Origin of the sequence: Micromonospora sp. NPDC005413 (assembly GCF_040606435.1) — a bacterium.
Classification (GTDB): domain Bacteria; phylum Actinomycetota; class Actinomycetes; order Mycobacteriales; family Micromonosporaceae; genus Micromonospora.
On the sequence record NZ_JBEXEV010000048.1, the window covers coordinates 1 to 24,054 of the forward strand.

Annotated in this window: 20 protein-coding genes; 7 read left to right on the top strand and 13 right to left on the bottom strand. The window is 70.6% G+C overall.

From position 1 onward, the window contains the following. Positions 1 to 116: 116 nt before the first annotated feature. From ABZS37_RS30610 to ABZS37_RS30640, 7 genes are all read right to left on the bottom strand, one after another. A complete protein-coding gene (locus ABZS37_RS30610; RefSeq protein ID WP_355174719.1) occupies positions 117 to 1,697 on the bottom strand; it encodes an MDR family MFS transporter in 1,581 nt (526 codons plus the stop codon). A gap of 75 nt (positions 1,698 to 1,772) precedes the next feature. Next, positions 1,773 to 2,393, bottom strand: coding sequence for a TetR family transcriptional regulator (locus ABZS37_RS30615; RefSeq protein ID WP_355174721.1), 621 nt, complete (start codon positions 2,391 to 2,393; stop codon positions 1,773 to 1,775). A gap of 74 nt (positions 2,394 to 2,467) precedes the next feature. Beyond that, positions 2,468 to 3,295 carry an alpha/beta fold hydrolase gene (locus ABZS37_RS30620; protein WP_355174723.1) on the bottom strand — a complete coding sequence of 276 codons (828 nt, stop codon included), beginning with the start codon at positions 3,293 to 3,295 and terminating at the stop codon, positions 2,468 to 2,470. After that, entirely contained in the window at positions 3,292 to 4,164 is an 873-nt protein-coding gene (locus tag ABZS37_RS30625; protein ID WP_355174725.1) for an SDR family oxidoreductase, read from the bottom strand. Before ABZS37_RS30625 ends, ABZS37_RS30620 begins: the two co-directional genes overlap by 4 nt. Further along, positions 4,154 to 5,647 carry an NAD(P)/FAD-dependent oxidoreductase gene (locus ABZS37_RS30630; protein ID WP_355174727.1) on the bottom strand — a complete coding sequence of 498 codons (1,494 nt, stop codon included), beginning with the start codon at positions 5,645 to 5,647 and terminating at the stop codon, positions 4,154 to 4,156. The genes ABZS37_RS30625 and ABZS37_RS30630 overlap by 11 nt, the downstream gene beginning before the upstream one ends. Next, positions 5,648 to 5,947, bottom strand: coding sequence for a DUF4873 domain-containing protein (locus tag ABZS37_RS30635; RefSeq protein WP_355174729.1), 300 nt, complete (start codon positions 5,945 to 5,947; stop codon positions 5,648 to 5,650). Then, positions 5,944 to 6,663 carry a TetR/AcrR family transcriptional regulator gene (locus ABZS37_RS30640; protein WP_355174731.1) on the bottom strand — a complete coding sequence of 240 codons (720 nt, stop codon included), beginning with the start codon at positions 6,661 to 6,663 and terminating at the stop codon, positions 5,944 to 5,946. The genes ABZS37_RS30635 and ABZS37_RS30640 overlap by 4 nt, the downstream gene beginning before the upstream one ends. Before the next feature lie 51 nt (positions 6,664 to 6,714). On the opposite strand from ABZS37_RS30640, the gene ABZS37_RS30645 reads away from it, so the two are divergent. After that, the gene (locus tag ABZS37_RS30645; RefSeq protein WP_355174733.1) at positions 6,715 to 7,611 is read left to right on the top strand and encodes a diiron oxygenase; all 897 of its coding nucleotides are present in this window, start codon (positions 6,715 to 6,717) and stop codon (positions 7,609 to 7,611) included. A 47-nt stretch (positions 7,612 to 7,658) separates the two neighbouring features. Here the strand turns inward: ABZS37_RS30645 and ABZS37_RS30650 are convergent, their stop codons facing one another. Continuing rightward, entirely contained in the window at positions 7,659 to 8,306 is a 648-nt protein-coding gene (locus tag ABZS37_RS30650) for a winged helix-turn-helix domain-containing protein (protein WP_355174735.1), read from the bottom strand. 180 nt (positions 8,307 to 8,486) lie between these two features. Between ABZS37_RS30650 and ABZS37_RS30655 the strand changes: the two genes are divergently transcribed. Then, positions 8,487 to 12,860 (top strand): S8 family serine peptidase, encoded by a 4,374-nt coding sequence (locus ABZS37_RS30655; protein ID WP_355174737.1) that lies wholly within the window; start codon positions 8,487 to 8,489, stop codon positions 12,858 to 12,860. A gap of 71 nt (positions 12,861 to 12,931) precedes the next feature. Here ABZS37_RS30655 and ABZS37_RS30660 read toward each other — a convergent pair whose 3' ends face one another. Continuing rightward, the gene (locus tag ABZS37_RS30660; protein WP_355174739.1) at positions 12,932 to 13,438 is read right to left on the bottom strand and encodes a winged helix-turn-helix domain-containing protein; all 507 of its coding nucleotides are present in this window, start codon (positions 13,436 to 13,438) and stop codon (positions 12,932 to 12,934) included. 269 nt (positions 13,439 to 13,707) lie between these two features. Between ABZS37_RS30660 and ABZS37_RS30665 the strand changes: the two genes are divergently transcribed. The 4 genes from ABZS37_RS30665 to ABZS37_RS30680 are packed head-to-tail and all read left to right on the top strand — an operon-like array spanning position 13,708 to position 17,288. After that, positions 13,708 to 14,622 carry a phosphatase PAP2 family protein gene (locus ABZS37_RS30665; protein WP_355174741.1) on the top strand — a complete coding sequence of 305 codons (915 nt, stop codon included), beginning with the start codon at positions 13,708 to 13,710 and terminating at the stop codon, positions 14,620 to 14,622. Positions 14,623 to 14,638: 16 nt separating this feature from the next. Further along, positions 14,639 to 15,334, top strand: a complete 696-nt coding sequence (locus ABZS37_RS30670; RefSeq protein WP_355174743.1) for a response regulator transcription factor — start codon at positions 14,639 to 14,641, stop codon at positions 15,332 to 15,334. Then, a complete protein-coding gene (locus ABZS37_RS30675; RefSeq protein ID WP_355174745.1) occupies positions 15,331 to 16,788 on the top strand; it encodes a HAMP domain-containing sensor histidine kinase in 1,458 nt (485 codons plus the stop codon). Before ABZS37_RS30670 ends, ABZS37_RS30675 begins: the two co-directional genes overlap by 4 nt. After that, complete coding sequence (locus ABZS37_RS30680; protein WP_355174747.1) at positions 16,785 to 17,288, top strand: hypothetical protein; 504 nt, start codon at positions 16,785 to 16,787, stop codon at positions 17,286 to 17,288. Before ABZS37_RS30675 ends, ABZS37_RS30680 begins: the two co-directional genes overlap by 4 nt. Before the next feature lie 64 nt (positions 17,289 to 17,352). On the opposite strand, the gene ABZS37_RS30685 is transcribed toward ABZS37_RS30680, so the two are convergent. The 3 genes from ABZS37_RS30685 to ABZS37_RS30695 are packed head-to-tail and all read right to left on the bottom strand — an operon-like array spanning position 17,353 to position 20,536. Next, positions 17,353 to 18,375, bottom strand: a complete 1,023-nt coding sequence (locus tag ABZS37_RS30685) for a D-alanine--D-alanine ligase family protein (protein WP_355174749.1) — start codon at positions 18,373 to 18,375, stop codon at positions 17,353 to 17,355. Next, the gene (alr, locus tag ABZS37_RS30690) at positions 18,372 to 19,514 is read right to left on the bottom strand and encodes an alanine racemase (RefSeq protein WP_355174751.1); all 1,143 of its coding nucleotides are present in this window, start codon (positions 19,512 to 19,514) and stop codon (positions 18,372 to 18,374) included. The genes ABZS37_RS30685 and alr overlap by 4 nt, the downstream gene beginning before the upstream one ends. Beyond that, a complete protein-coding gene (locus ABZS37_RS30695) occupies positions 19,511 to 20,536 on the bottom strand; it encodes an acyltransferase (protein ID WP_355174753.1) in 1,026 nt (341 codons plus the stop codon). The genes alr and ABZS37_RS30695 overlap by 4 nt, the downstream gene beginning before the upstream one ends. 273 nt (positions 20,537 to 20,809) lie before the next feature. Between ABZS37_RS30695 and ABZS37_RS30700 the strand changes: the two genes are divergently transcribed. Further along, positions 20,810 to 21,685, top strand: a complete 876-nt coding sequence (locus tag ABZS37_RS30700) for an LLM class F420-dependent oxidoreductase (protein ID WP_355174755.1) — start codon at positions 20,810 to 20,812, stop codon at positions 21,683 to 21,685. A 68-nt stretch (positions 21,686 to 21,753) separates the two neighbouring features. Here the strand turns inward: ABZS37_RS30700 and ABZS37_RS30705 are convergent, their stop codons facing one another. Continuing rightward, a complete protein-coding gene (locus tag ABZS37_RS30705; RefSeq protein WP_355174757.1) occupies positions 21,754 to 24,015 on the bottom strand; it encodes a catalase in 2,262 nt (753 codons plus the stop codon). Positions 24,016 to 24,054: the final 39 nt, after the last annotated feature.

Genomic DNA, 24,054 nt, shown 5'->3' on the forward strand with positions numbered 1-24,054 from the left:
CCCCGCCGCCCCGCCGCCCCGCCGCCCCGCCGCCCCGCCGCCCCGCCGGCCGGCCGGCGTCGGCGCAGAACGGGGGGTGGACCAACCGGCCCGCCCCCGACTGCTGTCCGTACGGCTCAATGAGTCGCGACCTTTGCGGCCGCCTCCTCCTGGGCGCGTCGCTCGTCCCCGCTGAGGGTGTGCAGCGGCTTCTCCTTGATGAACAGCACGACGACCAGCGCGAGCAGCGCGAACGGCGCGCCGACCAGGAAAAGGTCCGCGGTGGCGATGCCGTACACGTCCTGCACGATGCGCAGCACCGGCTCGGGCAGGGTGGACAGGTCAGGCACCTCAGCGGTGCTGCCGCCGGCCGTCGCCGCCGGGCCGAGCCGCTCAGCGGTCAGCGAGGTCACCCGGCTCGCCAGGACCGCGCCGAGGGCGCTGACCCCGATGGCGCCGCCCATGCTGCGGAAGAACGTCAGCGCGGAGGTCGTGGCGCCGAGCTCGTGGGCGGGGACGTCGTTCTGCGCGGCGAGCACGAGGTTCTGCATGAGCATGCCGACGCCGACGCCCAGCACGGCCATGTAGATCGACAGGACGACGACGGAGGTGTTGGCGTCGATGGTGCCGAGGAGCAGCATCCCGACGCTCATCACCGCGGCGCCCGCCACCAGGTAGGCCTTCCACCGGCCGTACTTCGTGATGAGCTGACCGGCCACCGTCGACGAGACCAGCAGACCGAAGATCATCGGGAGGCTCATCAGGCCCGCGACGGTGGGCGACTTGCCCAGCGAGATCTGGAAGTACTGGGACAGGAAGACGGTGCCGCCGAACATCGCGACACCGACCAGAACGCTGGCGATCGTGGCCAGCGAGACCGTGCGGTTACGGAAGATCGTCAGCGGGACGATCGGCTCCGCCGCCCGCGACTCGACGACCACGGCCAGCGCCAGCAGGACCAGACCGCCGATGACCATCAGGGCCGTCCAGCCGGATGCCCAGTCGAACTTGTTCCCGGCCAGGGACGACCAGATCAGCAGCGTGGAGACGCCCGAGGTGATGAGCAGGGCACCCAGCCAGTCGATCCTGGCCTTGCGGCGGACGACCGGCAGGTGCAGGGTGCGCTGCAGCAGGGCGATGGAGATGATGCTGAACGGGACGCCGATCAGGAAGCACCACCGCCAGCCCAGCCATGAGGTGTCGACGAGCAGCCCACCGATCAGTGGGCCGGCGATGGTGCCGACACCGAAGACCGCGCCGAAGATGCCGGCGTAGCGGCCCAGCTCACGCGGCGGGATCATGGCCGCCATGACAATCGTGGCCAGCGCCGTCATGCCGCCGGCGCCGATGCCCTGGACGACACGGCTGACCAGCAGCACCTCGACGTTCGGTGTGAAGCCCGCGATGAGTGAACCCACCACGAACAGCCCCAGTGAGAGCTGGATCAGCAGCTTCTTGCTGTAGAGGTCGGCCATCTTGCCCCACAGCGGCACCGTCGCCGTCATGGCGAGCAACTCGCTGGTGACGATCCAGGTGTAGACGGTCTGGCTGCCGTTCAGGTCGGCGATGATCCGCGGTAGCGCGTTCGCCACCACCGTGGAGGCGAGGATGGACACGAACATGCCGACCATCAGGCCGGACAGGGCCTGGAGAACCTCCCGACGCGACATGCGCGTGCCGACATCGGCGATGTCGGCGGGCGGGACGGTGGTGGTCATTGACGCTCCCTTGTCGGGTTTCTGGCGGACTGGCTGGCCCCGGAGCTGATGCGCCGGGGCGGGAATGTGGAGGGGTCAGGAGGGGTGCGGCGGATCCGGCAGGCCGGCGGCGACCGCGGCGAACGCCTCGTCCACGAAGTCGCGCAGGGGTCGGGTGTCGTCGCCGGCGGCCCAGCGCAGCATCGCGGTGTGGAAGGCGGCACCGGTCACAGCGGTGATCAGCGGCGGGTGGCCGTGGTCGGGGCCTACGCCGAGGCGGGTGGCGATGGCCGTGACCATGGCCCGCTCGGTCGCGATGTTGCCGGCTATCAGCCGGGGCAGCAGCGCGGGGTTCTGAGCGATGACCGCCAGCCGCAGCCGCCACAACTCCCGGTCGGCCTGGATCGTGTCGATCGCCTCGCCAAGGGCGAGCCGTACGGCCTGCAACGTCGGCATCTGCGCAGGGGCGGCGGCCAGACGCGCCACGACGGGATTGCCGTCGAGCGCCGGGTCGTCGGTGAGCGCCTCGTCCTTGCAGGCGAAGTAGTTGAAGAAGGTACGCGAGGAGACGTCCGCGGCCTCGCTGATCTCCTCCACCGTCACGTGCTCCAGGCCGCGTTCGGCGACCAGCCGCAGTGCGGCGGCGGTCAGCGCGGCCCGCGTCTGCGCCTTCTTACGGTCCCGCCGCCCGGTGGCAGCGTGGTCGGTGTCGGTCACGCGGCGAGGCTAGGAGCCAACTTGCGCGGGCTGCAAGTTTTTAGTCTGTGAAGTGATTTTCCTGACCCGCGCCGCTAGGCGGCCACCGATGGGTCCGGGCGCTCCGTGCGGGGCACGGCACCGGTGGTCTCCAGGATGAGCGCGGCGACCAGGTCCGGGTCGTCGCTCATCGGCACGTGCCCGCAGCGGGGCAGCGTCACCACCCGGGCTGCCGGCAGGCCGGCCCGGACGCGCTCGGCCTGGTGGACGCCGAAGATCCGGTCGCAGTCGCCCCAGCCGATGGTCACCGGCACCGTCGCCTCGGACAGCCGGTGGCAGTCGAAGCGGTAGTGGCGGGCGGCTCGGGCCACGGAGTTGAAGCCGAGCCCTCGCCGCAGAGCGAGCGCGTCGCCCAGCGCGCGGTCGACGTCCAACAGCGCCGGGCGGGCCATCAGCGGCGCGAAGCACAACGCCCGCAGGTACGCCGAGCGCAGCGCGACCCGCATCACCGGGGTGGGCAGGTACGAGTTGGCCCGCAAGATCTTGAGGATGGCCAGCGCCCGCCGACGCTCAGCCGGCGTGAAGAAACCGGCGGGGGAGAAGGCGGTGGCCGATGCGACCGCCCCGCTGGCGGCAAGCTCCAGGCCGATCGCCCCACCGAGGCTGTAGCCGGCCACGTGCGGACGCTCCAACCCCCACTCGGTCAGGAACGGCAGGACCCCGGCGACGGTGGCGGCCATGTCGGCGGGCATGCCGGTGCCGGGCACGGGGGAGTTCCCGAAGCCGGGCAGGTCGAGCGCGATCACCTCGTGGTGTGCGGTGAGCCGGTCGAACACCGGCTCCCAGGCCTGGTGGCGGTGACCGATGCCGTGGATGAGCACGAGCGGCTCACCGCTGCCCGCGCGACGGAAGTGAACGGTCATGACTGCCCTCCTACCGACGTCCTGCCGAAGGAACGCCCGAGCTGGCGTACCTCGTCCTCCATCTGGCCGACCATGCTCTGGCCGCCGAACCGGCTGATCAACGCGTCCGAGAAGCCGCTCAGCACCACCGGCCGCAGCGCCTGCACCACGGCGAGCGATCGTGGCACGTACACCTTGCGCTTTCGGCGCTCGATGCCGCGCAGCAGCGCGTCGACGCACTGCTCGACGGGGACGACGGTGGACAGCGGCCACGGCAGCCGGCGCAGCGCGGTGCGGAACGACGGCAGGTCGTCACGGATGTCACGGACCAGGTCCGTGTCGATCCAGATCGGGTGCGCGGTGCCGACGGTGACACCGGCCGCGCGGGTCTCCAGGCGCAGCACGTTGGCGAACTGCTCCGCGCCCGCCTTGGACGCGCAGTAGGCCGCCATGCCGGGCATCGCCGTGAAGGCCGCCGCGGACGAGACGATGAGAACGTGGCCACGAGCGGCGGTGACGTGGGGCAGCGCCGCGCTGACCGTGCGGATCGCGCCGCAGAGATTCACCTCGACGGTACGCACCAACGCGTCGACCGGGCCCACGGCGACGGTGCCGAGGTTCGCGATGCCCGCGTTCGCCACGACCACGTCGATGCCGCCGAAGCGGTCCACCGTGGACGCCACTGCGAGGTCCAGGGCCGACTGGTCGGTGACGTCGCACTCGTACCAGTGTGCGTCGAGGTCGGCGCCGAGCTGCTTGAGCAACTCGCCTTCCAGGCCCACGAGGGCAACCTGCGCGCCGCGGGCGACGGCCTCGCGGGCCAGTTGCGCCCCGATGCCGCGCGCCGCGCCCGTGATGAGCACCGTCTTGCCCGCCAGGTCATACCGCATCGGCGTGCTCCCGTTCCGTCTCGTTGGGTGTGTCGCCAGCCGTGGCGATCCGGTAATCGGCCGGGCGGAATCGGCGCAGCCGCAGCCGGAAGCTGGTGGCGAAGCCCGGCCAGATGGTGGTGTTGCGGCCGGTGCTGTCGAGGTACCAGCTCTTACAGCCGGTCTCCCACACGGTGCCGGTCATCTTCTGATCGACCCGTTCGGTCCAGCGCCGCTGGGCAGCACCGGTGGGCTCGATGGCTCCGATGCCCTTGGCCCGCATGTGCCGTAGGGCCGCGAGCACCAGGTGCAGCTGCGCCTCGATCATCAGCACCACGGAGGTGTGGCCGAGCCCGGTGTTGGGGCCGAGCAGGAAGAACAGGTTGGGGAAACCGGCGATGGTGGTGCCCCGGTACGCGTGCATGCTGGGGGTCCAGGCCTCGGCAAGGCTGCGCCCGCCACGCCCGTGGATGCGCCGCACGACGGGGGAGTCGGTGACGTGGAAGCCGGTGCCGAGAATGATGGTGTCCGCCCGGTGGTGGACGCCGTCGGCGGTGACCAGGCCATCCGGCACGATTCGATCGATGCCGGCGGTGACCACGTCGACGTTCGGCCGGGCGAGCGACGGCCAGTAGTCGTTGGAAATCAGCACCCGCTTGCAGCCCATCGCGTACCGGGGTGTGAGCTTGTCCCGCAGGGCCGGGTCGGTGACCTGACGCCGCAGCGTACGCAGGGACAGCCGCGAGGCGACACGGTTGACCGCCGGGTGCAGGAAACCCAGGCCCATGGTCTCGCGTACCAGATAGAGACCTGCCCGCACGGCCCGCTGCGCGCCGGGCACGGTGCGGAACGCGGCCTGCTCGACCCGGCTGATCCGGCGCGACAGCCTCGGCATGATCCAGGCGGGGGAGCGCTGGAACAATGTCAGCCGCTCGACCGTCGGCTGGATCTGCGGCACGAGCTGGACCGCCGACGCCCCGGTGCCGATGACCGCGACGCGGCGGCCGGTCAGGTCGTGGTCGTGCCGCCAGCGGGCGGAGTGGAAGACCGTGCCGTCGAATTCGTCGATCCCGGGAAGGTCGGGGATGGCGGGGTCGCTGAGCGGGCCGGCCGCACAGATCAGGACCCGGGCCGTGTGGTCGCCGCCGGAGGTGCGCAGCAGCCAGCGTTGGCGCTGGTCGTCCCAGCTCGCCTCCCGCACCTCGTGGTGCAATCGTAACTTCGGGCGTACGCCGAAGCGGTCGACGCAGCCGCGCAGGTAGTCCCAGATCTCCGGCTGGCTGGAGAAGGTGTTCGACCAGCGGGGGTTGGGGGCGAAGGAGAACGAGTAGAGGTGCGACGGGACGTCGCAGGCGCAGCCGGGGTAGCTGTTGTCACGCCAGGTGCCGCCGACGTCGTCACCGCGGTCGAAGACGAGAAAGTCGGTGAAGCCGGCCCGTTGTAGGCGGATGGCGGCCCCCAGGCCACCGAAGCCGGCGCCGATGATGGCAACGTCTGTCTCCATTCACTCCTCCGTGAGCTCGGGCGCGGCAGTCGGTTCGGCCACGGGCGGCCAGGGCGGGTCGCCCACGCCGGTGATTCGTACGCCGCCCCACGGATCGACCTCGGCCAGTCGGGCGGGCCGGACTCGGTCGGCGATGTGCACCTCGACGTCGCGCCGGCCGGAGCGCAGCAGGAGGGCCACCTGTGGCTCGGGCTCGATCCGCCCACCCCAGTGGTAGCGGCCGTCGACCGGCTCCCACCGCCCGCTGAGGTGCACCTGGACCGGGGTGCCCTCGATGCCCGCCGGGCCGTGGTAGCTCACGGCACGATCCGCTCGTGGGCGCGGGTGAGCTCGCGGGGCAGGTCGGCGCTGGCCCGCACCCCCTCGATCCCGCTCCACAGCAGAGCGGTCAGGTAGTCGGTGAGGGCCGTGCGGCTGATCGGTTGGCCCTGCGTGGTCCACCAGTCACCGACCGCCTGCACGAAGCCCACCAGGCCGTACGCCCACGGCTCCGCCGGCCCGGCGTCCAGGCCCAGCGAACGCAGCCGGTCGCCGATGACCCTGGCCAGCCCGGCGGCCACCTGCCGGCTGGTGCCGGCGACCACCTGGTGGATGCCCGGGTCGCCGGACTGGTGCATCAGGAACCGGTAGAGCCTCGGCTCCGACTCGATCACCCCGAGGTAGGCGTCGATCGTCGCCTCGACCAGGTCACGTTCCTCGCGGACCTGCTCGATCGCAGGCGCGATGGTGTCGACCATCCGGGCCGCCACCACCTCGCTCACCGCCACCCAGAGCTGCGACTTGTCGGCAAAGTAGCGGTAGAGAACCGGTTTGCTGACGCCCGCGGTGGCGGCCACCTGTTCCATGTCGACCTCCGGCCCGTGCCGCAGCAACGCCTGCACCGCGGCCCCGACCAACTCCTGCCGTCGTTGTTCACGATGGTCTGCCCAGCGGTCTCGGCGGCCGTTGCCCTTCGCCTTCGGATCGCCGTCCGGGGGCGGGTCGGACGCATTGACATCTGTGAGCGGCGATTGCATGCTACTACTCGTAACAGTTACCGGCCGTCACGTCAATATAGAGGAGGAGCTATGGAGGCCGCACCGGCGGAAACCGAACGCGCGGCGGTCGCCGAGCGACTACTCACGTCCTCACTACGGACCAGCTACGACCCGACCGTCGAGATCGACTGGGACGCCCCGCACACTCCGGGCGCCTACTGGCTCCCGCCGCACCGCAGCAGCCTCTACGGCACACCGCTGTGGGAGCAGCTCAGCGAGGATCAGCGCGTTGAGCTCACCAAGCACGAGGTGGCCAGCGCGGCCAGCGCCGGGCTGTGGTTCGAGACGATCCTCATGCAGATGCTGATCCGGGAGTACTACGGCGCCGACCCGACCAGCCGGCAGGCCCAGTACGCGCTGACCGAGGTCGCCGACGAGTGCCGGCACTCCATCATGTTCGGCCGGCTGATCGAGGCGATGGGCTGCCCGGTCTACCGAGCAAGCACCGTGGACCATCACCTCGGGCGCTTCCTCAAGGCCACCGCCAGCGGCCCCCAGATGTACGCCGCGATCCTCATCGCGGAGGAGATCCTCGACGCGTTCCAGCGGGAGATCATGGCTGACGAATCGCTCCAGCCGCTCATCCGGATGGTCTCCCGCATCCACGTGGTGGAGGAGGCGCGACACGTCCGGTTCGCCCGCGAGGAGCTGGCCGCCGCGGTCGCGGCCACCGGTCCGGTCACCATGGCGTACGCCCGACTGTTGGTCGGTCGTTCCGCCTACACGATCGCCAACCGCCTGGTCCATCCCGAGGTGTACGCGGCAGTGGGTATCCCCCCGGCGGTTGGCCGGGCCGCTGCCCGCGCCAACCCGCACTGGCGTGCCACCCTGCGCTGGTCGGCGACGCGGGTGCACGCCAACCTGGCGGCCGTTGGCCTGGTGGCCGGGCCGGGGCGTCTGCTGTGGGCCCGGGCAGGGCTGGTCTGACCTGTCGTCCCCGCCCGGGTTCAGGAACTGCCCACATCAGGCAGCGGTCAGGCCCGGCCGATGCGCGGCTCCTGGCGGTCGGTCAGCCGCAACCCGACACCCCGCACCGCTTCGATCGAGGCACCGGTGCCGAGGTCCTGCAGCTTGCGCCGCAGCCGCTTCACCAGCGACTGCACGTCCGCCTTGCGTTCCCGACCCTCGTCACCCCAGACCGACCGGTGCAACTCGGCGTAGCTCCAGACCCGGACCGGCGCGGTCGTCAGACAGGTCAGCAGGTCGTGTTCCAATCGGGTGAGGTCGATCTCGCGGGCCCCGCAGCGGGCGGTGGACCGGGCCGAGTCGATGACCAGTGCGTCGGTCGCGGGGGCGAGTGCTGGCTCGGACGGCGTCCCGGCCAGCTGCTGCGGAGCGGCGATCAGCCGGCGCAGCTCGTCGAGGTCGGCCACCAGCAGCAGCGGTGCGATGCCGTCGAGGCGCTCCGCGAGCCGGATGCGCTCGGTCGGCGACGGAGTCACCGCGATCAGCAGCGGGAAAGGTTCGTCGGCCGGATCAGCCCCATCCGCCGTCGCTTCGTCGTCCTCGGCCACAGCACCGCCCGGGATCGATGGGCATCCCTGCCCAGCTATCGTCATGGTCCTGACAATGTTTGGCAAGCGCGCCGCCAGCAGGGCAACTCTTAGCGACAAGTTGCTCACGGCAAGTTCTTGATCGTCCTTTCTTCTCGATCATAGTGTCCACTCGGGCAACCGGCGTGACCCGCGCGGTGCATGGGGAGGCAGCACCCTCACCATGGCTCATTTTCACCCTGGGTCGTTCTGAGGGAGGCAGCACCAATGTTCAGACGTCCACAATGGCGGCGCACAGCCAGATCACTGGTGAGCGCCGGTGCGGCGACGATCCTCGCCGCGACATGTTTGGCCACCATCGGCTCAGGCGCGCAGGCCGCGCCGGGCGGCGGGATGGGGGCGGGCGCCCCTACGGGGGACAAGATCCGCCCGGAGCTCGCCAAGCAGTTCCAGGCCAAGAGTGAAGGGGACTTCTGGATCCGGTTCAAGGACCGGGCGGACTTCAGCAAGGCCAGTGCCATCAAGGACTGGTCGAAGCGCGGCACGGCGGTCGCGGACGCTCTGCGCACCACCGCCGCGGCGAGCCAGGGCAAGATCCGGGCCGACCTCGACAGCTCGGGCGCGAAGTACCAGACCTTCTGGGCCACCAACGCGATCAAGGTGAGCAGCGGCTCCCTGGCGATGGCGCAGAAGTTCGCCGGACACGCCGAGGTCGAGGGCCTCTACGCCCCGGTTGCCTACAAGGTGCCCGAGACCACCAAGGGCACCGACGAGAAGACCGTGAACGCCCTCGAGTGGGGCATCGCCAACATCAACGCCGACGACGTCTGGTCCCAGTACGGCGTCAAGGGCGAGGGCATCACCATCGCGAACATCGACACCGGGGTCCAGTTCAACCACCCGGCGCTGGTGAACTCCTACCGGGGAAACAACGGCGACGGGACGTTCGACCACAACTACAACTGGTTCAACGCCGCCGGCACCTGCGCGGCCGCGCCCTGTGACAACGATGGCCACGGTACGCACACGATGGGCACCATGGCCGGCTCCGACGGCGCGAACCAGATCGGTGTCGCCCCCGGGGTCAAGTGGATCGCGGCGAACGGTTGCTGCCCCAGCGACGCCGCTCTGATCGAGTCCGGTCAGTGGATGCTCGAACCGTTGGACCTCAACGGCCAGAACGCGGACGCGAGCAAGCGACCGAACGTCATCAACAACTCGTGGGGCACCCGGGACCCGTCCAACGAGCCCTTCATGGAGGACGTGACGCTGGCCTGGGCCGCGTCCGGGATCTTCGGCGTCTGGTCCAACGGCAACAGCGGGCCGGCATGCCAGACCAGTGGCTCGCCGGGCAGCCTCGCCAGCAACTACTCGACCGGCGCGTACGACATCAACAACAACGTCGCCGGCTTCTCCGCCCGCGGTGCCGGGCAGAACGGCGAGATCAAGCCCAACATCTCCGCGCCGGGCGTGAACGTCCGGTCGAGCATTCCGGGCAGCACCTACGCCAGCATCAGCGGCACCTCGATGGCCGCACCGCACCTCGCGGGTGCGATCGCGCTGCTGTACTCGGCGGCTCCGTCGCTGGTCGGTGACATCAACGCGACCCGTGCGCTGCTCAACGGCGCCGCGGTCGACAAGACCGCCGGCCAGTGTGGGGGCACCCCGGCCGACAACAACGTCTACGGCGAAGGCCTGCTGGACGCCCTCGCGTTGCTCAACGCCGCCCCGACCGGCGACATCGGCACCCTGGCCGGCACCGTCACCGACGCTGCCACCGGTGCCCCGATCGCCGGCGCGACCCTGACGCTCACCGGCCCGACCGCGCGTGAGCTGACCACCGGCGCCGAGGGCAGGTACTCGACTCAGCTCCCCACCGGTGACTACCAGGTCGCCGTGGCGGCGTTCGGTTACGGCAGCACCACGAAGCCGGCGACGGTCGCCAAGGGTGCGACCACGACGCTCAACGTCGCGCTGGCGCCGGTGCCGAGTGTCAACGTCACCGGAGCGGTCACCGACGGCTCCGGCCACGGCTGGCCGTTGTACGCGAAGGTGACCGTGACGGGCCTGTCCGGCGTCTACGACTACACCACGCCGTCGAACGGCCGGTACAGCATCAAGCTGCCGGCCGGGCAGACCTACACCCTGAAGTACGAGTCGCAGTACCCGGGCTACCAGACCGTCACCAAGGAGGTCGTGGTCGGCTCGGGCAACGCCACCGCCAACGTCGCCGTGCCGGTGGACACCACCACCTGCACCACCGCGCCCGGATACACGTTCGGCTCCGACGGTGAGTACGAGACCTTCGACGGCACGACCACGCCGGCCGGCTGGACTGTCGTGGACAACGCGGGCAGCGGTCAGGTCTGGAAGTTCACCGACGACGGCAGCCGGGGCAACCTGACCGGTGCCAGCGGCAACTTCGCGATGATCGACAGTGACGACTACGGAGCGGGCGGCCGCCAGGACACCTCCCTGGTCAGCCCGGTGGTCAACCTGACCAGCGTCACGACCCCGGTCATCCGGTTCAACCAGGACTTCAACCAGCTGGCCGACGACACGGCCGACGTCGATCTGAGCATCGACGGTGGCGCCACCTGGACCAACGTGCTCCGGCAGGAGACGGACGTCCGGGGCCCGAAGGTCACCGAGATCCCGATCCCGCAGGCGGCCGGTAAGGCGCAGGTGCAGGTCCGGTTCCGCTACTACGACGCCTCGTACGAGTGGTGGTGGGAGGTCGACAGCGTCCTGATCGGCAGCCAGGTCACCTGCGTGCCGGTCGACGGCGGTCTGGTCGTCGGTAACGTCCGCGACAAGAACGACAACAGCTACGTCAACGGTGCGACCGTCACCAGCAAGGACCGGCCCGCCGAGAAGGCCGTCACGGTGGCGACGCCGGACGACCCGGGGCTCGCCGACGGCTTCTACTGGATCTACTCGACGCTGACCGGCGCGCACCCGTTCACCGCGACCGCCGGCAACTATGTCAGCCAGACCAAGCAGGTCGACGTCGAAGCCGACTGGGCCACCGCCGCGAACTTCCAGCTCGCGGCCGGTCGACTGTCGGTGACGCCGGCGGCGCTCAGTGCGACGCTCCAGATGCCCAACGGCAAGACCAGCAAGACCTTCACGGTGACCAACACCGGCGGCGCGCCGGTCGAGGTCAAGTTCAGTGAGCGTGACAACGGGTTCGAACTCCTCCGGGCGGACGGGTCCAAGGTCACCAGGCAGCAGATGCTCGGGGCCAGCGGCGCGCCGGAGCAGCGGCTCACCGTCGCAACGTCGTTCGCCGCCAAGGCGTCCGGCAAGGAGGCCAAGGGGGTCGCCGCCGCGGTCGGCCCGCAGGCCGCACCATGGACCGACATCACCAACTACCCGTCGGCGATCATGGACAACCGGGTGGTGAACCTGGGCGGCAAGGTGTACTCGCTCGGCGGTGGCGACGGTAACGCCTCCACCACCAAGAACTACGCCTACGACCCGACCGCACAGACGTGGGCGGCGATCGCCGATCTTCCCGAAGCCCGCAACGCCCTGACGGTGGGCGTCGTGGACGGGAAGATCATCGCGACCGGTGGCTGGGGTGACGCCGGGCCGGACTCGGCCACCTGGTCGTACGACCCGGCGGCCAACACCTGGACGGAGCTGGCCAACAACCCGGCGCCGCGAGCTGCGGCCGGTCAGGCGGTCGTCGACGGCAAGCTGTACGCCATCGGTGGCTGCACGACGGCCAACTGCACGCCGATGTCGAACAGTGTCGTCCGGTACGACCCGGCTACCAACACCTGGGAGACCCTGGCCAACTACCCGAAGTCGGTGGCCTTCGCCTCCTGCGGTGGGATCGACGGCACGGTCTACTGCACCGGTGGCAACGACGGGACCGCCGCGCAGAAGGCCAGTTACGCCTTCGACCCGGGTGCCAACACCTGGACCGCCATCGCCGACGCGCCGGCCGACAACTGGGCCAGCTCGTTCGCTGTCGCGAGCGGCAAGCTCCTCGTCGTCGGTGGTTCGCAGGGTGGAGCCATCAGCAACGCCGGCTTCGCCTACGACCCGGCCACCAGTTCGTGGTCGAACCTGCCGAACGCCAACACCGCGCGCTACCGCGGTGGCGCGGCGTGCGGCTTCTACAAGATCGGCGGCTCGTCCGGCAGCTTCGACGCGGCTCCGGACAGCGAGGCGCTCCCGGGCTTCGAAGGATGCGCCGAGGCGGGCGCTGACGTCAGCTGGATGACCATCGACAAGTCGGAGGCCACCCTCGCGCCGGGTGCGAAGGTCACCGTCACCGTCGGAATGACGGCGAACGTCGACCAGCCGGGCACCTACTCCGGCTCGGTCGGGATCACGGAGAACACGCCGTACTCGGTGGCGCCGGTCGCGGTGACCATGACCGCGAACCCCCCGAAGACCTGGGGCAAGCTCATGGGTACGGTCACCGGCACCAGCTGCCAGGGTGCGACCTCGCCGCTCACCGGCGCGGTCGTCCAGGTCGACTCGTGGGCGGCGTCGTGGACCTTCGCCACCGACGCCGAGGGCAAGTACGCCTACTGGGTGGACCGCCGCAACAACCCGCTCACGATGATCGTCGCCAAGGACGGCTGGAAGCCGCAGACCCGTCAGACGAGGATCGACACCGCCACTCCCACGGTGGAGAACTTCGGGTTGGCGCCCATCCGGTGCTGACGCCTGAGCGGTAGCGAACAAGTCCGGCCCGCCTGGTCCCAGACCAGGCGGGCCGGGCCGTGTCCGGCGGATCAGACGGGGGCGAGCCGGAAACCGACCCCGCGTACCGAGTGGATCGTCGCCGCGGCGTTCAGACTGGCGAGCTTGCCGCGCACTCGACGGACCACCGAGTGCATGTCGGAGCCGCGGCCGAGGTGCCGGTTGCCCCAGACCTCGAGGTGCAGTCGCTCGTAGGTCCAGACCTGCCCGGGTGCGTGCACCAGGCAGAGCAGGACGTCGTGTTCCAACCGGGTCAGGTCGATCTCCTGGTCGCGCCACCGCAGCACCCGGCGGTCGGAGTCGACGGCCAGGTCGGGTGGCGGCGACTGTGGGCCCGGCGCCACCTCGGCGCGCATGGCAGTGGTCTGGGGAGCCGCGACGGGAGGCGTCTCGACCACCCCGAGAAACTCTCGTGCCTGGTCGACGTTCGAGACGATCAGGAACGCGTCGCTCCCGCCGAGCAGCCGGGCCAGATGCCGGCGTTCTGCCGGCGAGGACGCGATGCCGATGACCAGGCTGACGACTGGAATTCCCTGCATTCCCCAACCCCTTCCGGTTCCCCACATCACTCCGGATGGATTTTTCGCTCCGTCGATGAGAAACATCGATCGGTGTCCTGACCCTAGTGGTGGCTGATCTCGGCGGGGTAAAACATAGTTGCATGTAAGCATGTGAATCCCCTGCTCCGTCGAGACTCACCCGGTGCTCCCGCCGACGATCCGCTTTCCGGAAGCAGCGGGGGGAGTTGTGACAGAACCAAGACAATCCGTGTACGTCGTACGGACCTGTCGGCGCGAGCATGGTCGCCATGTCCATCGGATCGTCGTACCCCCTGGGTCTTCGGCTGCTGGCGGCGACTCTGTGCTGCCTGCTCGCCCTGACTCTCACCGCCACCGTCTTCGTGCGGACGTACCCCGGTCAGTGGCTCGACGGTGTGCTCCTGCCGCGCGCCGAGCGGGGCGGAGGGTACGAGCAGCAGACCGTCCTGGTGGGTCCGGCCAAGGCCGTGCTGGCCACCTTTGGCAACCCGATGCTCCTCGCCGCCCTGCTCGGCGCGGTGCTGCTGGTGGGCGTGCTCCGTCGACGGCTGGTTGCGGGAGTCGTCGGCGTGGGCATGGTCCTCAGCGCGGTGGTGGCGGCCGGCGCGGTGAAGTCGACGCTGCCCCGCGCGGATCTCCAGATCGCGAGTTCGACCACCCACAACAGTTTCCCCAGCGGTCACGTCGCGGCGGCGACAGCCCTGCTGTTGGCGTTCATGCTGGTCCTGCCCGGGTGGGCCCGGCGGTGGCTGGCGATGCCGGGCGCGGCAGGTGTCTCGGTGGTCGCCGCGGCCACGATGATCGCGGGCTGGCACCGGTTCAGTGACGCGCTCGGCGGCGTACTGCTGGGTGTGGCGTTGTTCTGCCTGGCCGCGGCCAGGCTGGCGGGTTGGCGTGGCGACCACGACACGGTCGGCGGGTTGGACGGCGGCAGCCTGTGGCGCAGGCTGGCCGAGGTGACCGTCGGGATGGTCGTGCTGGGCTGGGCGTTTGTGGTTATCGTGCCCGGTCTGGCCGCGTCGGTGCAGCGTGGCGCGCTCGTCGCCATCGTGGCGGCGGCGGGGATGACGATGTTCCTCGTGGGTTCGGTGGTGTTCCTGGTGCGTTCGGCGGACTTCGCCGTGCCGATGGCCGCGCGACCCCGTGAGCAGCAGCCATCGACCGAACCCCAAAAGATCTCATGATGGGATACTGGACGACATGTCCCAGGTCCTGCTGATCGAAGACCACCAGACGGTCCGCGACGGGCTGCAGTTGGCACTCACCCGACAGGGGCACACGGTGCACGCCGTGGAGACCGGTGAGCAGGGGTTGGAGCGGCTGCGCACGACCTCGTCCGACGTCGTGGTCCTCGACCTCATGCTGCCCGGGATGGACGGGTTCGAGGTGTGTCGACGGATCCGGCAGCTTGGCGACCTGCCGATCATCATGCTCACCGCCCGCAACGACGACATGGACGTGGTGGCGGGCCTGGAGGCCGGCGCCGACGACTACGTGGTCAAGCCCGTACAGGCCCGGGTGCTCGAGGCGCGCATCCGTGCGGTGCTCCGACGGACCGCTGGCGAGTCCCGGCGCACCGGCGGCGAGCGGGCCGGCCTGGAACAGCACGGCGCACTGACCATCGACCGGGCCGCGCTGGTGGTCAGCAAGGACGGGACGCCGGTCAGCCTCGCCCCGACGGAGCTGCGCCTGCTGCTTGAGCTCTCGCACACACCGGGCCAGGTGCTGAGCCGCCAGCAACTGCTGGAGGCCGTGTGGGAGCACGGGTATCTCGGCGACTCGCGACTCGTGGACGCGTGCGTCCAACGGGTGCGCGCCAAGATCGAGGCCGACTCGTCGGCGCCGATCTTCATCCAGACCGTGCGTGGTTTCGGATACCGGTTCGGGCCGCTGTGACCCTGTGGCGCTGGGCCGGCGCCCGGGTCTCGGGCCTGCGGGTCCGGCTGCTCCTGGCGTTCGCGTTGCTGGGCGTGACCACCACGGCGGTCGTGGCCAGCGGCAGCTACTTCCAGGCCCGGACCGTCATTCTCCAGCAGGCGCAGGACGCCGCGGTGGCGTCGCTGACCGATCAGCTCACGAAGGTCTACCCGATAGCGCAGCTCCCCCCGACCCAGGACGAGCTCGACCTGTTGGCCCAGCGCCTCTCCGACCGGGAGGCAGACGCGGTGGTCGTCTACCGGGACATGCGGTCGCAGCGCTTCCAGGCACCCGACCCGCTCACCTCCGAGCTGCGCCGCGAGGTCGCTGACGGACGCATCGCCTGGCAACGTGTCTCGCTCGACGGAGAACCCATGCTGCTCATCGGCACTCAGCTGGAGCTCGACCGGCCCGACGGCACGTCCCGAGCGTCCGGGCTGGAGGTCTACTCGGTGCGCAGTCTCGCCGCCGAGCAGCGGAGCATCGACTGGCTCGCCACCTGGGCATGGCTGACCGGCGGGCTGTCCCTGATCCTCGCCGTCCTGCTGGCCCTGCTGGCCGCCCGTGGTGTGCTGCGACCCGTCCGCGAGCTGGGCCGGGCGGCACGCCGCCTCGGCGAGGGCGACCTGAGCACCCGGCTGACGGTCCGGGGCGCCGACGAGCTGGCCGATGTGACGCGGACCTTCAACGACACCGCCGGGACGCTGGAGCGGCAGGTCGGTGAGCTGCGGCGGATGGAATCCGACGCCCGCCGCTTCGTGGCCGACGTCTCGCACGAACTCCGTACGCCGTTGGCCGCGATGACGGCGGTCACCGACGTGCTGGACGAGGAGGCGGACCACCTGCCCGGGGACGCGGGCCGGGCCGCCCGGCTGGTCAGCCAGGAGACGCAGAACCTCACCCGGTTGGTCAACGACCTCATCGAGGTCAGCAGGTTCGACTCCGGCACGGCGCGGCTCGCCCTCGATGCGGTGGACGTGGCCGCGGCGGTGACCGCGACCCTGCGGATCCGGGGCTGGACCGACCGGGTACGGACGGAGCTACCGTCCGGAATCGTGGCCCGGCTCGATCCCCGTCGGCTGGACGTCATCGTCGCCAACCTGGTCGGCAACGCCTTCCGGCACGGTGCCGAGCCGGTGTCCGTGCGCCTGAGCGCCGACCCGGACTGGGTCACCATCGAGGTCAGCGACCAGGGGCCGGGACTGGACCCGGACGTGCTGCCGCACGTCTTCGACCGCTTCTACAAGGCGGACACCGCGCGGACCCGCTCCGAGGGCAGCGGCCTCGGCCTCGCCATCTCCTGGGAGAACGCGCGCCTGCACCGCCACGGCGAGCGACGGGGAAGTCTCGTCGCGGGCAACGGCCCCAGCGGCGGCGCCGTGTTCACGCTCCGCCTACCCCGCGACACGGCGGACGCCGGAGGTGCCCGGTGACCGGCCGGCGGACGGGCCGCACGCTGCTCGTCGGCGGACTGCTTCTCACGCTGCTCGCGTCGGGCTGTGGGGTATGGCCCAGCGGCGTCATCACCGGTCGCTCCGCGGTCAGCGGCCCGTCGTCGCAGGGCGTCGTGCTCTACCTGCTCTCGCAGGACGAACTCGTGCTGACTCTCCGTCCGGCAAAGGTGGACCCCTCGCCCGCCGAGGCTCTCGCCCTGCTCGCGGCCGGTCCGGACGAGAACGAGCGCGGCAACGGTTTCACCAGCGAGGTGCCGGCCGGGCTCGTACCGGTCAAAGTGGCGCCGGGGGTCGATCGATCCGGCCTCGCGGTGACGACGAGCGGTGCGGCGCAGCCGTTGTCGGCGAACGCGGTTGACCAGATCGTCTGCACCGTGGCCGACGTCGCGGCACGCACCGGTCTCGCGGAGAGTTTCGTACCGGTCACCATCGTCGGGTCCGACGGTGCCCGGCAGCCCCGGCGCTGCCCGCTCCAGTGACCGGGCCACGGCCGACTCCGCTCAGCTGATCGAAGCGACGGCCGAGCCCGACCGGGGCCTACCGTCAGACCAGGTTGACCGCTCGTGCCTGCCGGGGCAGCCCGCAGTGGCGGATCCGGTCCTGGTCGGCGAGCGCGCCGGAGATCAGGATGTCGATCAGGGTGGCGAACCCGATGCCGGCCTTCTGCCAGATCTGGGGGAACTGCGACGCCGCGGTGAAACCGGGGAACGTGTTCACCTCGTTCACGATGGGCTCGGGCGACCCCTCGGCGGGCAGGAAGAAGTCGACCCGGAGCAGCCCGCGGCAGTCGAGGGCGTGGAAGGCGCGGATCGCGCGGTCCTGAAGCACCTCGGTGGTGGCCGGGTCGAGCGGGGCGGGGATCTGGAAGACCGCCCCACCGTCGTACTTCGCGTCGTAGTCGAAGAAGCCCGCACCGGTCACCCGGATCTCCAGCGGCGGGCCGGCCTGCACCCGACCGTCCGGGTGCTGAAGGACGGCCACGTCGATCTCGCGTCCCCGCGCCCCCTGCTCGACCAGCACCTTCGGGTCGACCGCGCGGGCCTGCTCCAGCGCGGCGGGAAGTCCCGCCCAGTCGTTCACCTTGACGACGCCCAGGCTGGACCCGGCCCGAGCCGGCTTGACGAAGACCGGCAGGGCCAGCCGTCGCCGGTCGGCGGGCGACAGCTCCTCGTCGGGACGCAGAGTCACCCCCGGGCTGACCCGCAGGCCCTCCGCGGCCAGGAGCCGCTTGGTGACACCCTTGTCCATGCCGGCCGCGCTGGCGAAGACACCGTTGCCGACGTACGGCACCCCGAGCCACTCCAGCAGCGACGCCACGGTGCCGTCCTCGCCGTACGGGCCATGCAGGGCCGGGAACACGACATCCTGGGCGCGCAGTACGCGCAGCGCCTGGGGGAGTGGCGTCGACCGACCGTCGACGTGCCACCCGCCGTCGCGATCGATGAGCACCTCGGTGACCTGGTACCGCTCACGGTCCACGTCGGCGAGGATGCTCGCCGCCGAGCGGCAGGAGACGTCGTGCTCGCCGCTCTGCCCGCCGTACAGCACTGCCATTGGGGTAGTCATGAGATGTGTGCCCTTTCGTGGAGGTGGACGCGGGCCACCCGGGCCCCGATGCCGGTCACGATCTCGTGCGGGTTGGTGTCGGCCCAGCGGGCCCACTCGACGACCGTCGGTGGGGTCTCGTCACCCTCGGTGCGGCCGAACACCACGACCGGGTCGCCGATCAGCACGGGAAGGTCCCCGGCGTCGACCACGCACTGGTCCATGGCGATACGTCCGACGATCGGGCACCGTCGGCCGCCGAGCCACACCGCGGCGCGGCCTGCGGCGGCCCGGGGCAGCCCGTCGGCGTAGCCGAGCGGCAGCAGCGCCAGCGTGGTCGGGGCACCGGTCACGTGCTCGCGCCCGTAGGAGACGCCCGTGCCGGCCGGTACCCGCTTCACGTTGACCACGTTCGTGCGCAGGGTCATCGCGGCGTGCAGCCCGAACTCGCCCGGGCCGGTCGCACCGAACGGGTCCACGCCGTACAGCGCGATCCCGATCCGGCAGAGGTCGAAGCGGGTCCGCGGTGCGGACAGCGCGCCCGCCGAGTTGGCGAGGTGGACCAGGTCGGGGTCGAGGCCGGCCCACCGGGCGACCCGCAGCGCCTCCTCGAAGATCGCCACCTGCCGGTCCAGTTCGGGGGCGCCCGGCAGGTCCGCGTCGATGAGGTGGGACCACACGCCGCGCACCCGGATCCCGCCCTCCCGTTCGTACTTGTGGGCCCAACCGACCAACTCGGGCCAGTCGTCCCCGGCGGCCCCGTTGCGGGACAACCCGGTGTCCGCCTTGAGCTGCACCATCGCCGGCACGCCGAGCAGGTGGGCCGCGTCGGCGACGGCGTGCAGGTGCGTCGTCGTCGACACGCCGACGTCGACGCCAGCGATGATCAAGGTACCGAAGTCGTCGTTGGGGCCGTGCAGCCAGCTCAACGTGGGCGCGGTCACGCCCGCGTCGCGGAGGGTCAGCGCCTCGGCCGCCGAGGTCACCCCCAGCCAGCCGGCGCCGGCGCGCAGCGCGGCGCGGGCCACCTGCACCGCGCCGTGGCCGAACCCGTCCGCCTTCACCACGGCCATCAGGTCGGTGCCGGTGACCGACGCGATCGTCCGCACGTTGCTGGCGATCGCCGCGAGGTCGACCATCGCCTCGGCCAGGGTGCTCATCCGGCCGCCTCCACCCGGCGGGAGCCGGGGAGTGCGAACAGCCAGCGTGCGCGCACCGCCAGCAGCGCGCTGTGGATGGCCAGGCTCAGGCCGGTCACCAGCCCGGTCAGCACAATCGGGTAACCGAGCACGATCAGGCCCTGGGCGGGCCGGTCCAGCCCGGAAATCGGTACGAGCAACAGCCGGTGCAGCAGGGCCAGGACCGGCATGTGGATGACGTAGATCGGCAGGGTGATGCGGCCGAGCCCAGACAGCGGATCGCTGACGGCCGGCCATCGGGCCAGCCGGGCGGCGGCGGTGATGCCGAAGGCGACCGCCACGACCGAGACCACCATCCATACGCCGAACAACTGCTGTGCGCCGGCCACCGCCATCGCGGCGAGGGCGAGGACGTAGGCGCCCGAGACCAGCACGAGGCGGCGCCGGCTGGCGGTGGCCGCCCACTGGTGGATCTGGGGCCGCAGGTACAGGCCGGCGAGGAAGAAGACCAGGTTCTGGTAGAGGCCTGCGCGGTTGCCCGGTGTGTCGAGCAGGCCGGCGGCGGCGACGGCGGACAGCACCGCGGCGGGTACGAGGACCAGCGCCCGTGGCATCCGACGGGTCGCCTTGGCGATCGTGAAGTACAGCGCCAGGGCGTACAGGTACCAGAGGTTGGACGGCGTGATGGTGAGCTGCTCCAGCAGGCCGAGGGCCGAGGTGGCGCGGTCGGTCGGCAACTCCGGAGCGGCGGCGAGGATCGCGGTGTGGATCAGCAGCCAGACGACGTACAGGTAGAGGAACCCGGCGATCCGGCTGCGGGCGACGACCCGCCAGGGCCGCTGGGTGGCGTTCGCCGCGAAGACGCCCGAGATGGTGAAGAACAGCGGCATTCGCAGCGGGAGGAACTGCTCACCGAGCGTTCCCCACAGGCCGGGCACCGGTACGCCCAGGTGCCAGTCGATCTGCAGGTAGTCCTTGACGATGACGTGCCACAGGACGACCAGGATGATGCAGACACCTTTCGCGGCGTCGGCCCACTCCACCCGCTGTGACCGCGTCGAGGCGGGGGCGGTCCCGGTTCGATACCTGTGCCGAAACCGGATGCGCGTCGTACCGGGCTCGTTGTCGAGGGGCCGCGACTCGATGGGAGACAGCTGTTGGATCACTCACCAGAAGCTGCCAGCCGGATATCCGCGCGTGATCCACGAATTGTCATGAACCGGTAATGGATGCCGACGGGCCCGACCCGCAGGCAGCGCCGAGCGGGCACGCCGCTGACACCGAGGAACACTAGGCTGGTTGTGGAGGTGCCGAACATGAAGCTCGGGCTGCACTACTGGAACTACTCGACCCCGGCCGACCCGGCCGCAATCGCACCGACCCTGGCGGAGGCGGCCACCACCGCCGAGCAGGCTGGCGTCGCTTCCTTCACGGTGATGGACCACTTCTTCCAGATGGATGCGATGGCCCCGGCCGAGGAGCCCATGCTGGAGGCGTACACCACGCTGGGCTACGTCGCGGCGAAGACTCAGCGGATGACGCTGGGCGTGCTGGTCACCGGCGTGATGTACCGCTACCCGGGGTTGCTCGCCAAGACCGTGACGACCCTCGACGTGCTCTCCGGCGGTCGGGCCCGCCTCGGCATCGGCGCTTCCTGGTACGAGCGGGAGCAGCGTGGCCTCGGTGTGCCGGTGGTGCCGGTGGCCGAGCGGTTCGAGCGGCTGGAGGAGACGCTGCGCATCTGCCTGCAGATGTGGGGCGACGACAACGGGCCGTTCGACGGGCGGCACTACCAGCTCACCGAGACGATCAACTCGCCGCAGGCGTTGAGCCGTCCACGCCCGCCCATCATGATCGGCGGCGGCGGCGAGAAGAAGACCCTGCTGCTGGTCGCCCGGTACGCCGACGCCTGCAACCTCTTCGGCACCGCCGATGGCGCGAAGGAGGTGGCGCGCAAGTTGGACGTGCTGCGCGGGCACTGCGACGCCGAGGGCCGCGACTACGACACCATCGAGAAGACGGTGGTGGCCGCCCGAGGGCCCCTGGAGGATCGCGACGGGTTCCTCGCCGAGGTGGCCGATTACGCCGCGCTCGGTGTGACCGAGGTGCAGGTCATGCCGGATCGGCACCCGGTGGAGTTCGCCCAGCGGCTCGGCGACGAGGTGCTGCCCCGGCTGGCCGAAATCGGCTGAGCATGACACGTGCCGAGGGCTGCCCTCCCGGCGAAGCGGAGAGCAGCCCTCGGCACTGATCGGCGGTGTCAGGCCACCGAGGCCGGGAACCGTTCCCACACCCGGTGTGCGGCCATCAGCTGCTGCACCGCTGTCAGAGCCTCCGCACCGGAGCCCGCCGTCACGATGCCGGGAGTGCCGGCCACCCCGGCCTGCTCCAGCACGGTGACGCCGGCACCCCAGGCGCCGACGGCCTTGGCGTGCCGCCAGCACTCCTCGACGAGGAGCAGCACGCGGGGATCCACGGCTGCCGGGCCTGGCCTACCCGCCTTGTCGTCGCGGGCGGGGATGGCATCCGGCGCGGGTGCCGGCGCTCCGGCCAGCAGCACCGCGTCGAACTCGACCGACCGGCCGGTGGCGAAGGTGCGCTGCACCGGCAGGTCCGCCACCATGCCGCCGTGCGGAGCGATCAGCAGCGGCACCATGCCGGCCTCGAACACGGCCCGGCGGACCTCGTCGACGCCGTCCAGGTCACCGTCGGGGTCGACGACGATCCCGATCGTGCGACCGTCGCTCGGCCACTCCCGGCCTACCTGCGACAACGCCGGGCTTGGCGTGACCTCGGTGAACGGCACGGTGGGCTGCGGGGCGGGCAGGCCCAGACCGGTCGCGACCTCCGCGCAGAGCACCGGGTCGATGTTGGCGAGGCACTGCAGCTGGCGCTCCTTGATCGCCTGGTGGTAGCACTTGCCGAGCTCGAAGGTGTACGCCCGGATGATGTGCTCCTTCTCGACCGGCGACATGCTCAGCCAGAACAGGCGTGCCTGGCTGTAGTGGTCGTCGAACGAGACCGGGTTCGCACGCACCTTGGGCGCCTGTGCCACCGTCACCGGCACGTCGAGGAACGCGTGCTCCTTGTCCCCGGCGGGGAAGGGGTTGCCGCCGTCGAGCGAGTTCGGTCGGTACGGCGCGACGCCCGCGTGCACGGCGTGCTGGTGGAAGCCGTCGCGCAGCATGTCGTTCACCGCGGCGTGCGGGCGGTTGATCGGGATCTGCGAGAAGTTGGGCCCGCCCAGCCGGGTGAGCTGCGTGTCGACGTACGAGAAGAGCCGGCCCTGCAACAGCGGGTCGTTCGTGACGTCGATGCCCGGCGGAAGATGACCGAGGTGGAACGCGACCTGCTCGGTCTCGGCGAAGAAGTTCGTCGGCGTCCGGTTGAGGACCAGCTTTCCGATGGTCTGCACCGGTGCCAGCTCCTCGGGCACGATCTTCGTCGGGTCCAGCAGGTCGATCTCGGCGAAGGTCTCCTCGGGGGTGTCGGGGAAGACCTGGATACCGAGCTCCCACTCGGGGTACGCGCCGGCCTCGATGGCGTCGTAGAGGTCCCGGCGGTGGAAGTCCGGGTCCATGCCGCTCAGCATCTGGGCTTCCTCCCAGGTGAGGGAGTGCACGCCCAGCTTCGGCTTCCAGTGGAACTTGGCCAGCGCCGTCTCCCCGGCCTCGTTGACGAGGCGGAAGGTGTGGACGCCGAAGCCCTCCATGGTCCGGTACGACCGCGGGATGCCCCGGTCGGACATGTTCCAGAGGGCGTGGTGCTGCGCCTCGGTGTGCAGCGAGACGAAGTCCCAGAAGGTGTCGTGAGCGCTCTGCGCCTGCGGGATCTCGCGATCGGGGTGCGGCTTGGCGGCGTGGATGATGTCGGGGAACTTGATCGCGTCCTGGATGAAGAAGACCGGCATGTTGTTGCCGACCAGGTCGAAGGTGCCCTCGTCGGTGTAGAACTTCGTCGCGAAGCCGCGGGTGTCGCGGACCGTGTCGGCCGAACCGCGCGAACCGAGCACGGTGGAGAACCGCACGAAGACCTCGGTCTCCCGCCCCTTCTTGAGGAAGCCGGCCCGCGTGACCGCCTCAGCGGTGCCGTACGCGGTGAACACACCGTGCGCACCGGCGCCACGAGCGTGCACGACGCGCTCCGGAATGCGTTCGTGATCGAAATGCGTGATCTTCTCGCGCAGATGGTGGTCCTGGAGCAGCACCGGGCCCCGCGGACCGGCCTTGAGCGAGTGGTCGGTGTCGCGCAGCCGCGCCCCCTGCGCGGTCGTGAGGTAGGCGCCCTGCTGACCGTTCGCGATCGTCGGCGCGCCGGTTTCCGCGCCGGTCGGCGTACGGGTCTGCGGTGCCCCCTGTTCCGGCTTCGGCGGCAGCGGGTCGTGCGGCGTCGTCGGTTCCTCGACGGTCGGTGGCGCGCCTCCCGGTGCGCCGGGGACCTCCGGGGTCAGGGCATCGGCGATCTTTCCTGAGGCTGTCTTCACGGCGTTCTTGACCGCCTCGGCGGGCTTGCTTGAATCCACTGGACGAACCTCTCCATGGTGCGTGTGCGGGCAGGCGCT

Excerpts from the sequence above, each read along its gene's own strand:
- ABZS37_RS30700 (WP_355174755.1), top strand. The coding sequence starts at position 20,810 with ATGAAGCTCGGGCTGCACTACTGGAACTACTCGACCCCGGCCGACCCG.
- ABZS37_RS30685 (WP_355174749.1), bottom strand. The coding sequence starts at position 18,375 with ATGACTACCCCAATGGCAGTGCTGTACGGCGGGCAGAGCGGCGAGCAC.
- ABZS37_RS30610 (WP_355174719.1), bottom strand. The coding sequence starts at position 1,697 with ATGACCACCACCGTCCCGCCCGCCGACATCGCCGATGTCGGCACGCGC.
- ABZS37_RS30630 (WP_355174727.1), bottom strand. The coding sequence starts at position 5,647 with ATGGAGACAGACGTTGCCATCATCGGCGCCGGCTTCGGTGGCCTGGGG.
- ABZS37_RS30620 (WP_355174723.1), bottom strand. The coding sequence starts at position 3,295 with ATGACCGTTCACTTCCGTCGCGCGGGCAGCGGTGAGCCGCTCGTGCTC.
- ABZS37_RS30660 (WP_355174739.1), bottom strand. The coding sequence starts at position 13,438 with ATGCAGGGAATTCCAGTCGTCAGCCTGGTCATCGGCATCGCGTCCTCG.
- alr (WP_355174751.1), bottom strand. The coding sequence starts at position 19,514 with ATGAGCACCCTGGCCGAGGCGATGGTCGACCTCGCGGCGATCGCCAGC.
- ABZS37_RS30665 (WP_355174741.1), top strand. The coding sequence starts at position 13,708 with ATGTCCATCGGATCGTCGTACCCCCTGGGTCTTCGGCTGCTGGCGGCG.
- ABZS37_RS30625 (WP_355174725.1), bottom strand. The coding sequence starts at position 4,164 with ATGCGGTATGACCTGGCGGGCAAGACGGTGCTCATCACGGGCGCGGCG.
- ABZS37_RS30670 (WP_355174743.1), top strand. The coding sequence starts at position 14,639 with ATGTCCCAGGTCCTGCTGATCGAAGACCACCAGACGGTCCGCGACGGG.
- ABZS37_RS30640 (WP_355174731.1), bottom strand. The coding sequence starts at position 6,663 with ATGCAATCGCCGCTCACAGATGTCAATGCGTCCGACCCGCCCCCGGAC.
- ABZS37_RS30645 (WP_355174733.1), top strand. The coding sequence starts at position 6,715 with ATGGAGGCCGCACCGGCGGAAACCGAACGCGCGGCGGTCGCCGAGCGA.